This is a genomic window from Rhizobium sp. FG113, assembly GCF_057809895.1.
This window is the reverse complement of record NZ_JBMDKV010000015.1, coordinates 161,019-170,613: the sequence shown is the minus strand read 5'-3', so window position 1 is coordinate 170,613 and position 9,595 is coordinate 161,019. Positions and strand designations below refer to the sequence as shown.

Sequence of the window (9,595 nt, the reverse complement as noted above, 5' to 3'; positions counted from 1 at the left end):
CTGAAACGGGCCGCCTGATCGTCCGGCCGGCTTGGCCGTATGCGTTGGCTACGACACGCGCCGGCCGGACGACCATCCGACTCCGTTTGAGCCAACAGAGTGCTTCAATCTAACCAGGAAAGGCTCTAAGCGTCGAAACTGTTGCAGTCTTGCGACCGGACGAGGCCATGAGCATCTTCCTCGCATACGAGCCATCGACTATCCGGCCGAGCGCGATAAGTTTGTGTACAAGCAGCGCAATTCGCTGATGGCATGAATTTGGAATCGCAATTTGGCGCGGCCGCATTGATCGCGGCTCACGCCGCAAGGAGGCCCCGATGCACGACAAAGTCGATCAGCGCGAGGTTATTGCCGAGCGACAGGGTTCAGCCGGCATCATCCGCCTCAACAGGCCGAGAGCGCTGAATAGCCTGACCCTCGACATGGTCCGTTCGATCGACGCGGCGCTCAGCGAATTCGCGGCCGATGCCGATGTAGCGACCGTGATCATCATGGGCGAGGGCGAGCGTGGCTTCTGCGCCGGCGGCGATATCCGCGCGCTGCATGAGAGCGGCCGCGCCGGTACGGCGCTGGCGGAAGACTTCTGGCGCCAGGAGTTTCACCTCAATCACCGCATTGCCGCCTATCCCAAACCCTATGTCGCGCTGATGGACGGCATCACCATGGGCGGCGGCGTTGGTCTTTCCTCGCATGGCCGCCACCGCGTGGTCACCGAGCGCACCCGCTTCGCCATGCCGGAGACAGGGATCGGTTATTTCCCCGATGTCGGCGCCACCTGGCTGTTGCCGCATGCCCTGGGCGAGGTCGGCGTCTGGATGGGCCTGACAGGCCTGGAGGTCGGGGCGGCCGACGTGATCCATGCCGGGCTCGCGGATGTTCAGGTCGCCTCGTTTCAGCTGCCGGAGCTTGTCGATACATTGGCCGGCCTGTCACGTGGCGCAAGCTCGCGCGATGTCGATGTCGTCCTGAAGAACCTGTCGACCGATCCGGGCAAGGGGCCGCTGAGGCTCAATAGCAGCCTGATCGAACGTACCTTCCGCTTCGGCACGGTCGGCGACATCATCGCCGCGTTGAAAGCGGAGCCATCGGATTTCGCTGCAGAAACGCTGCGCGCCATCCAGCTGCGCTCGCCAACCAGCCTGGCGCTGACGCTGCGCCTGCTGCATGAGGGCAAGCAGAGCCGCAGCTTGGCCGAGTGCCTGCGCCGCGAGTTCAGCGCCTGCCTGGGCATCCTGCAAAGCCCCGATTTCTACGAGGGCATCCGCGCTGCCGTCATCGACAAGGATCGCAAGCCGAAATGGATGCCTTCAACGATCGAAGCGGTCGAACCCGCCGCGATCGATCGCTTCCTGCGCCCGGCCGAACCGCCGCTCGCGCTTTAGCCGTGCTTACATCGGGAAATCAGGAATGGCCTCGCGCCGGGTCAGCTTCAGCGTCCGGTCGGGCTGCAGGATATAGGTTTCCAGCTGCTTCGTTCCGGTCGAATCGTAGAACGTATTGTGGACGACGCTGCCCGGCGGAGACTTGGTCAGCTTCGTGCGCGGCTGCCCGCCATAGGTGATGCTTCCGGGGATGGGCTTCACCTCCGCCGTCTCGCTGGTGGTGCAGCCAGCCAGAAGACCAGCCATAACGAATGTTGCCGCAACGGCCGATATCACGCGTTTCATCGCGATCACCCCACATGTCTATGCTGTTGATATGGCTCGCTTCGCTTGAAGCGCCAAGAGGTATTTGGATTTTCTTCTCGAAAATACTCCAACGATAGCGCCCGCACTGCAACGAAATGCGGCGCTGCAGCGTTAAGCAGCAGAACAAATCGCTTGGAGGCGATGATGGTACAGCTGTTCCAGATTTTTACGGGCCACGAGGATCAGTGTGAACGAGGCCACAGCCAGTCGTCGATGCGGGCTGCGATCGAAAGCGCGCTGAGCGCCGATCCGGACCTCGATTGCACCGAGATCACCGTCACCATGCTCGGCCAATACGCCGTGCTCGAGGGCTTTGCGCACAGTGCCGGCGACATCGTGCGCGCCATGATGATCGCCGAGGACGTCGTGGGCCAAGGCAACGTGCAGAGCCGGATGCTGCGCCGCTAATGCTCTCCTTTTGTCGCCGGTGCGCTGTTTCGGTCAATACTGTAAGATGGAAGTAGAAAAACGTTAACGCATTTGAAAGTGGAGGCATTCTGGCGGAACTAAACTAACGGCTGTTCCGTTACTGGGATAATCAAACATGGGAGAATGGCATGACGCGCTTTCTTCGACTTGGGATGCCCGCTGTAGCGCTGATGACTGGCGCCTTCACATTGCCGGCCGCTGCTTCGCTGGAGATAGATAGCAACTATTCGGCGCTTCAGCGCGATGACGTCGTGCTCGCCCAATATGGCGATGCGACAGCCTGCGTTCCCGCGGGCGCGCACTACGTCCCATCCTTCATTCGCGCCAATGACGGCACGATCATCGGTGTGGGATATGTGGAAGTGGCAAGCGCCGATACCGGATGCTGATATCAGCTAACGCTCAATTAACCAGCCCGCCGCTGGCGCGCCGCGTTGATGCGCGGTCTTTAACGATCGTGTCACGGCGGCGCTCGGCTGCTTTGTGTAACTGATTGTTTTGAGAGGAATATACGAGGCCCGCCTGCGCTTTTGGCACAGAGGGTGACGAGCCTCTGACCATCATCATGATGGCTGCCAATGTTCTAGTGAGCGTTGCGCGCCCAAGACAACCGGCTTCGTCCGGCTACCCCCGACAAGCTCCGGCAAGGGTTAAGCAAAAATCAACTCTGCTTTATTTCGAACCACTTGTGGACCGTTCTGGCCCGCGTCGGTGCTTCTAGTGGACGTGAAGCCTTGCTTCCTCTGCCGCCGCGACGAACTCCGCGCGCGCTTCTTCCACGCTCTTGCGGCCGTCAAGGGCGGCTCGGCACGTGCTGCGGGCCTTCAGGTAGCGCAGGCCGCGAACATTGGGCCAGAGCTCGGTCAGGCATGTCAGCGCGTCGAACGGGCCGGATATCGTCCGTGCACCGGTGGTTTCGAAACCGACCTGAATAGGATCATTCCACTTTTCGCTTGCCATTTGCGCACTCCTCCATTGCTCACGCCAGGTACTCTGCAGCGTTCTGCCTGCTCCTCCCGCAAAGCAGTGTGCGGGAGCATTTTAGCGATAATTCACAAACCCGCAAATGGGAAAAGACATACGCGTTCGGCGTAACGAACCAAAGACGTATGTAAAGACAAGCACCCGGCCATGCGACCGAGTGCTTGAAACATCCAGCAAACCTGCGCGTTTAGCTGCAGACGCGGGTGGTCTTGGTCACGATCCGGCCGTGGCTGTGGTACTTCACGGTCTTCATGCGGCAATCATAGCGCACGGGATGATGGCGGTTGGAATGGCCGTAATAGGGGCGGTGGTTGTAGCGATCGTGGTAGCCGTGATAGCCGGGCTGACCGATTCTCACCGTCACGCTATCGGCAAAGGATGGCATTGCCGTTGCGCTAAGCGATGCGATGGCCACGGCGGCAGCGATAATAAGCTTCTTCATGCTAGTCTCCATTCATAACAGCGTTGACGAAACGTTCGTATCGAGAATTTGTTCAATACGAATAATAAGCGCAGCATGAATGTGAGCTGAGAGGCGTGTTCATGTCCGGGTCATCCCGGCGGCGGGCCAAGCCTTAGGGTGCGATGGTGTAGACGAACACGGCTTTGTAGACGGCGAGCGCGCCGAAAACGGCGGTGATGGCAGCCAGAACCATGGCGATCAAAATGATTGCCTTCGTGCCCTTGCCGTTCTGCTGGTCGTTGTCGTCGGTGCTCATCGTCATCTCCTGCAGCGTCGCCCGGCTCACTGATGGTCTCGGCCGGCGAAGCCGTTAGCGCCACGTCTTAACCAGTCGGCCGCTCTTTCGCAAATCGGGATATCTGACGCCGAATGTCGCAGCGGCGGGCGTCGTCACAAGTCACGATTGCCGCAAATCACGGAACAAACCCATTGCGGTCGGGTTGTCCAAACGTAACCCGATAGTGAAAACCGACGAGGAAGAGGAAATTCCCATGCGAACGTCTGTCATCACGGCGGCCATTCTTGCCGCGGGCCTGGCCACATCCGCCTTCGCGCAATCCAACCCAGATTCGATCGGCCCCACCAATGGCGGCTCGACCGGCTCGAGCGCCGGAACATTTTCCAGCGATTACACGAGCAGCGACAACGGCACCCATCCGGTAACAGTCACGCCCGTCGACCCGACGACCACACAGTCGATCACGGCTCAGCCAAAGACGCTCGACTGCCGATCCATGCCCCGCGCCAACTCGGGCGTCGACACCCGCGGCGGCGAAAGCGGCGCCTCTATAAGCGAGGCTTGCCGGGAGTACGACAACTAAGGCGGATGGACATCCGTAATCAAAAAGGGGCCGGCTTGTTCGGCCCTTTTTGCTGAACAGGCATAAGCATTCGTCGATCAGACGTATGATGCGTATTGTTTCTACCGGGGAGAAAACTGGTGCTGCCGAGTGGGATTGAACCACCGACCTCACCCTTACCAAGGGTGTGCTCTACCACTGAGCTACGGCAGCGAGGACCAGACGCTGGCAACCGAAGCGGCTGCGTTGCGTGAACGGGGCGGCTATTGCCACAGCTTCGGGACGAGCGCAAGACGCAATTTCAAACTTATGTCAGTTTCACGTCGCCACTTTTGGATTGCCGCGAATTCGGGTAAGCCATGAAACATGACCGAAGACACTGAAAATGCCCGCAAGGGCCGCAAAGACGCGATCGAGCAGCAGGCGAAATTGCGCCGCGATCGGGCCGCGGAAAAATTGCGGGAAAATCTTTCCCGCCGCAAACAACAGACGCGTGCGCGCCGTTCCGGCCAGGCCGACGAGACAAATGGACTGCCTGCCGCAAAAATGGACGAATCGTAATGTTCCGTCCGCTTCGAATTGAAGCCTTCGCGGATTTCGTCTAAAGACCCGCATCCTTTTAAAAGACAGAGTTTCAGAAAGGCGGGCGTGGCCCGTAAGCGCTTATGGATCGTATCAGAATTGTCGGCGGTAATGAGCTTAACGGCATCATTCCCATTTCCGGCGCCAAGAATGCCGCCCTGCCGCTGATGATCGCCTCGCTTTTGACCAGCGATACGCTGACGCTCGAAAACGTGCCACACCTGGCCGATGTCGAGCAGTTGCTGCGCATCCTCGGCAACCATGGCGTCGACGTTTCGGTCAATGGCCGCCGCGAACGCCAGGAAGACAGCTACTCGCGCACGATCCACTTCACCTGCCGCACCATCGTCGACACGACCGCTCCCTACGAGCTGGTTTCGAAGATGCGCGCCTCCTTCTGGGTCATCGGCCCGCTTCTGGCGCGTGAAGGTCAGTGCCGCGTTTCGCTGCCCGGCGGTTGCGCCATCGGCACGCGCCCGGTCGATCTCTTCCTCGACGGTCTGACGGCGCTCGGCGCGACGCTCGACATCGACAGCGGCTATGTGACCGCCACCGCCCCCAAGGGTGGCCTGATCGGCGCCAAGTACACCTTCCCGAAGGTCTCCGTTGGCGCGACCCATGTCATGATGATGGCCGCCACGCTCGCCCGCGGCACCACCGTCATCGGCAATGCCGCCCGCGAGCCTGAGGTCGTCGATCTCGCCAACTGCCTGATCGCCATGGGCGCCAAGATCTCCGGCGCCGGCACCTCGACCATCACCATCGAAGGCGTCACCTCGCTCTCCGGCGCGCGCCACCGCGTTCTGCCGGATCGGATCGAGACCGGCACTTATGCCATGGCCGTTGCCATGGCCGGCGGCGATGTCGTGCTTGAAAACACCGATGTGGCGCTGCTCGATACCGCGCTCGAGACGCTGCGCCGCGCCGGCGCTGAAATCTCCGCCACCAACAACGGCATGCGCGTCCGCCGCAATGGCGCCGGCATCCGCCCGGTCGATATCGTCACCGATCCCTTCCCGGGCTTCCCGACCGATCTGCAGGCGCAGTTCATGGCGCTGATGACGCGCTCGACCGGCGTCTCGCATGTCACCGAGACCATCTTCGAAAACCGCTTCATGCATGTGCAGGAGCTGGCCCGCCTCGGCGCCAAGATCTCGCTGTCGGGCCAGACGGCGAAGATCGAGGGTGTGCCGCGCCTGAAGGGCGCCCCGGTCATGGCGACCGATTTGCGCGCTTCCGTGTCGCTCGTCATCGCTGGTCTTGCGGCCGAAGGCGAGACCATGGTGTCGCGCGTCTATCACCTGGATCGCGGCTTCGAGCGCCTGGAAGAAAAGCTCACCCGCTGCGGCGCGATCGTCGAACGCGTCAGCGAATAAGCGCAACTGTAGACGTAACGAGACAAAGGGCGGTCATTCGCCCTTTGTCCCCGTTGCGCAACGGGCCTTGGCGCCTTATGTCCCTTGTCCTACGGCACCGCCATTCCGCGGCGCCGGATATCGCCATCCCGGCGATATCGGAGACAAAGGGGTGCTGCCTGAATGACCGACCTGAAGCTTGTTGCGCTGGATAGCGAAGACCTTGCCGTCGTCTCCGCGCATACGCAGGATAGTGTCTTCAAGGTCGCCGATCTTTCCTGGTCGCCGCGCGACCAGCAGTTCTCCATCGCCGCCAACCGTTTCGTCTGGGAAGAAGCCGGTGCCAAGCGCAAGGGCTTCGAGCGCCGCCGCGCCGCCATCGTCTTCAAGCGCGTACTGGCCGTCCGCTCCGTCGGCATCAATCAGAAGAACCGCGAGGACGTCCTGTCGCTGCTCGCCATCCGCTTCGAGCAGAAAGGCGAGGGGCCCGAGGGCACCATCCAGATCGATCTGGCCGCCGGCGCCACCATTGCGCTCGATGTCGAGTGCGTCGAGGTTCAGCTTGCGGATATCGGCGGCGCATGGGAAACCGCTTCCAAGCCGCGCCATCCCGGCGCCTGAATACGCATTTATCGAAGCATACCGAGAGGAATTGACGCGTGGCAATCTGGTTGGATCAGGCATCGGACGATTTCGGGCAGCGTTTCGCGGCGTTCTTGACGACCAAGCGCGAAATGTCCGAGGACGTGAACACCACCGTTCGCGCCATCATCGATGACGTGCGCGCCCGTGGCGATGCGGCGCTCGCCGAATATTCGCGGAAGTTCGAGGGCATCGATTTCGCCGAGACACCGATGCGCGTCACCGAGGCGGAAATCGACGCGGCTGTCGAGGCCGTGCCCGCCGAAGTGCTGGGCGCGCTCAAGGTCGCCGCCGTCCGCATCGAATCCCACCACGCCCGCCAGCTGCCCAAGGACGATATCTACGAAGACGCGATGGGCGTGACGCTCGGCTCGCGCTGGACGGCGATCGAGGCAGTCGGCCTTTATGTTCCCGGCGGCACGGCGAGCTATCCGAGCTCGGTGCTGATGAACGCCATTCCGGCCAAGGTCGCCGGGGTCGATCGCGTCGTCATCGTCGTTCCTGCAACGGGCGGCCAGGTCAACCCCGCCGTGCTCGCCGCTGCCAAGCTTGCCGGCGTCACCGAGATCTATCGCATCGGCGGCGCCCAGGCCGTGGCGGCGCTCGCCTATGGCACCGATAGCATCGCGCCGGTCGACAAGATCACCGGTCCCGGCAACGCCTATGTCGCTGCCGCCAAGCGCCACGTCTTCGGCACTGTCGGCATCGACATGATCGCCGGCCCCTCTGAAGTCCTCGTCATCGCCGACAAGGACAATAATCCGGATTGGATCGCAGCCGATCTTCTCGCCCAGGCAGAGCATGATGTCAGCGCGCAATCGATCCTGATCACCGACGACGCGGCCTTCGGCAAGGCGGTCGAGGCGGCAGTCGAGCGCCAGCTGAAGACGCTGAACCGCGCCGAGACGGCCGCCGCCAGCTGGCGTGATTTCGGTGCCGTCATTCTGGTCAAGGAGATCAGCGACGCCATTCCGCTCGCAAACCGCATCGCCGCCGAGCATCTGGAGATCGCCGTCGCCGATCCGGATGCGCTGGTCGACAAGATCCGCAATGCCGGCGCCATCTTCATCGGCGCGCATACGCCCGAGGTGATCGGCGATTATGTCGGCGGCTCCAACCACGTGCTGCCCACGGCCCGCTCCGCGCGCTTCTCGTCCGGCCTCTCGGTTCTCGATTTCGTCAAGCGCACCTCGATCCTGCGCCTCGGTTCTGAACAACTGCGCACGCTGGGTCCGGCTGCTATCGCGCTTGCAGTATCCGAAGGCCTCGACGCCCATGCGCGGTCGGTTGCGATCCGCCTCAACCTGGAACGGTAAGCGATGGCTGCGGGCGACTTCCGGCTTTGCGACGTCGTCCTGGACGACACCATCGGCCGATCGACGCCCGATGTCGAACACGAGCGCGCCGTCGCCATCTTCGATCTCATCGAGGAAAACACATTTACGCCCGTCGGCCACGCCGGCGGCCCGTACCGGCTGAACATCTCGCTTGTCGATACCAAGCTGGTCTTTGCCATCACAACGGAAGGCGGCGAGGCTGTCGCCACCCACATCCTCTCGCTCACCCCGTTCCGCCGCATCGTGAAGGATTACTTCATGATCTGCGAGAGCTATTACGAGGCGATCCGTTCCGCCTCTCCAAGCCGCATCGAGGCGATCGACATGGGGCGGCGCGGTATCCACAACGAAGGTTCGCAGACGCTGCAGAACCGGCTGGACGGCAAGATCGAGGTGGATTTCGACACCGCGCGTCGCCTGTTCACGCTGGTCTGCGTTCTCTACTGGCGCGGATGACCGGGATGAGCGAGCTCGAACCGACAAGCGCAAGCATCAGGCCGGGCGCGATTTTGTTCATGTGTGGGATGAATGCCATCCGCTCGCCGATCGCCGAGGCGATTGCCCGTAGTTTGCTGCCATCAAATACCTATATAAGGTCTGCCGGCGTTCGTGCCGGCGAACGCGATCCCTTCGTCGATGTGGTGCTTGATGAAATCGGCCTGTCGCTCGGTCGGCATCTGCCGCACACGCTGGAAGATCTGGAAGACGATTATTTCGACGTGATCATCACGCTCTCGCCGCAAGCCCACCACGCAGCGCTGGAACTGACGCGCGCGAGCGCCGTCGAGGTGGTCTACTGGCCGACCATGGACCCGACTGTCGTACAAGGCACACGGGAGCAGATTCTGGAGAGCTATCGCGAGGTGCGCAATCACCTCACCGAGCTTATCGAGAACCGTCTATTAGACCGAAGTGGTATCGCCGCGCAGTCCGCATGAAACAAATAAAGGAAACGCGATCAATTTGGTTCACAAACCCCCGTTGATTGTGTAGTTTCCGCCCAAATTTTGAGGCGGCCCCAAGCTTGGCCAATGCCGCCATCTCAACCGACAGGAAGAAAACACCTATATGCCTAAAGAAGAAGTCCTCGAGTTCCCGGGTATCGTCACCGAACTTTTGCCGAATGCGACGTTCCGCGTGAAGCTCGAAAACGAGCACGAGATCATCGCCCACACCGCTGGCCGCATGCGCAAGAACCGTATCCGCGTTCTCGCTGGCGACAAGGTCCTTGTGGAAATGACGCCATACGACCTGACCAAGGGCCGTATCACCTACCGCTTCAAGTAAGCTTGATCCGAAAGCCCTAAGGCTTTCG

General features: G+C 61.3%; 15 protein-coding genes and 1 tRNA gene. 11 read left to right on the top strand and 5 right to left on the bottom strand.

All coding sequences use genetic code 11. The features are described from left to right. Positions 1-317: 317 nt before the first annotated feature. Positions 318-1,382, top strand: coding sequence for an enoyl-CoA hydratase/isomerase family protein (locus ACODTZ_RS27050; RefSeq protein WP_489029427.1), 1,065 nt, complete (start codon positions 318-320; stop codon positions 1,380-1,382). A gap of 6 nt (positions 1,383-1,388) precedes the next feature. Here the strand turns inward: ACODTZ_RS27050 and ACODTZ_RS27045 are convergent, their stop codons facing one another. After that, entirely contained in the window at positions 1,389-1,667 is a 279-nt protein-coding gene (locus tag ACODTZ_RS27045; protein ID WP_197067309.1) for a hypothetical protein, read from the bottom strand. A gap of 165 nt (positions 1,668-1,832) precedes the next feature. Between ACODTZ_RS27045 and ACODTZ_RS27040 the strand changes: the two genes are divergently transcribed. Then, positions 1,833-2,096, top strand: a complete 264-nt coding sequence (locus tag ACODTZ_RS27040) for a BON domain-containing protein (RefSeq protein ID WP_209232685.1) — start codon at positions 1,833-1,835, stop codon at positions 2,094-2,096. Between the two features lie 149 nt (positions 2,097-2,245). Then, entirely contained in the window at positions 2,246-2,506 is a 261-nt protein-coding gene (locus ACODTZ_RS27035) for a hypothetical protein (protein WP_489029424.1), read from the top strand. A 328-nt stretch (positions 2,507-2,834) separates the two neighbouring features. On the opposite strand, the gene ACODTZ_RS27030 is transcribed toward ACODTZ_RS27035, so the two are convergent. The 3 genes from ACODTZ_RS27030 to ACODTZ_RS27020 form a co-directional block, all read right to left on the bottom strand. Further along, complete coding sequence (locus tag ACODTZ_RS27030; protein ID WP_018898368.1) at positions 2,835-3,077, bottom strand: DUF982 domain-containing protein; 243 nt, start codon at positions 3,075-3,077, stop codon at positions 2,835-2,837. Between the two features lie 211 nt (positions 3,078-3,288). Then, complete coding sequence (locus tag ACODTZ_RS27025) at positions 3,289-3,543, bottom strand: hypothetical protein (protein WP_489029422.1); 255 nt, start codon at positions 3,541-3,543, stop codon at positions 3,289-3,291. A gap of 133 nt (positions 3,544-3,676) precedes the next feature. After that, positions 3,677-3,820, bottom strand: coding sequence for a hypothetical protein (locus ACODTZ_RS27020; RefSeq protein WP_156144778.1), 144 nt, complete (start codon positions 3,818-3,820; stop codon positions 3,677-3,679). A 235-nt stretch (positions 3,821-4,055) separates the two neighbouring features. Between ACODTZ_RS27020 and ACODTZ_RS27015 the strand changes: the two genes are divergently transcribed. Continuing rightward, entirely contained in the window at positions 4,056-4,385 is a 330-nt protein-coding gene (locus ACODTZ_RS27015; protein WP_489029420.1) for a hypothetical protein, read from the top strand. A gap of 117 nt (positions 4,386-4,502) precedes the next feature. On the opposite strand, the gene ACODTZ_RS27010 is transcribed toward ACODTZ_RS27015, so the two are convergent. Beyond that, positions 4,503-4,577, bottom strand: a tRNA-Thr gene (locus ACODTZ_RS27010). Between the two features lie 153 nt (positions 4,578-4,730). Between ACODTZ_RS27010 and ACODTZ_RS27005 the strand changes: the two genes are divergently transcribed. The 7 genes from ACODTZ_RS27005 (at position 4,731) to infA (ending at position 9,567) form a co-directional block, all read left to right on the top strand. After that, positions 4,731-4,925, top strand: coding sequence for a hypothetical protein (locus tag ACODTZ_RS27005; protein WP_018898373.1), 195 nt, complete (start codon positions 4,731-4,733; stop codon positions 4,923-4,925). A gap of 104 nt (positions 4,926-5,029) precedes the next feature. Next, a complete protein-coding gene (gene murA / locus ACODTZ_RS27000) occupies positions 5,030-6,322 on the top strand; it encodes a UDP-N-acetylglucosamine 1-carboxyvinyltransferase (protein ID WP_489029418.1) in 1,293 nt (430 codons plus the stop codon). Positions 6,323-6,484: 162 nt separating this feature from the next. Next, positions 6,485-6,922 (top strand): DUF2948 family protein, encoded by a 438-nt coding sequence (locus ACODTZ_RS26995; RefSeq protein WP_489029416.1) that lies wholly within the window; start codon positions 6,485-6,487, stop codon positions 6,920-6,922. 38 nt (positions 6,923-6,960) lie between these two features. Next, on the top strand, positions 6,961-8,259 hold the full coding sequence (gene hisD / locus ACODTZ_RS26990; protein WP_413397024.1) for a histidinol dehydrogenase: 1,299 nt from the start codon (positions 6,961-6,963) through the stop codon (positions 8,257-8,259). Between the two features lie 3 nt (positions 8,260-8,262). Continuing rightward, positions 8,263-8,736 carry a UPF0262 family protein gene (locus tag ACODTZ_RS26985; protein WP_018898377.1) on the top strand — a complete coding sequence of 158 codons (474 nt, stop codon included), beginning with the start codon at positions 8,263-8,265 and terminating at the stop codon, positions 8,734-8,736. 5 nt (positions 8,737-8,741) lie between these two features. After that, on the top strand, positions 8,742-9,218 hold the full coding sequence (locus tag ACODTZ_RS26980) for an arsenate-mycothiol transferase ArsC (protein WP_489029413.1): 477 nt from the start codon (positions 8,742-8,744) through the stop codon (positions 9,216-9,218). A gap of 130 nt (positions 9,219-9,348) precedes the next feature. Next, the gene (infA, locus tag ACODTZ_RS26975; protein ID WP_003545338.1) at positions 9,349-9,567 is read left to right on the top strand and encodes a translation initiation factor IF-1; all 219 of its coding nucleotides are present in this window, start codon (positions 9,349-9,351) and stop codon (positions 9,565-9,567) included. Positions 9,568-9,595: the final 28 nt, after the last annotated feature.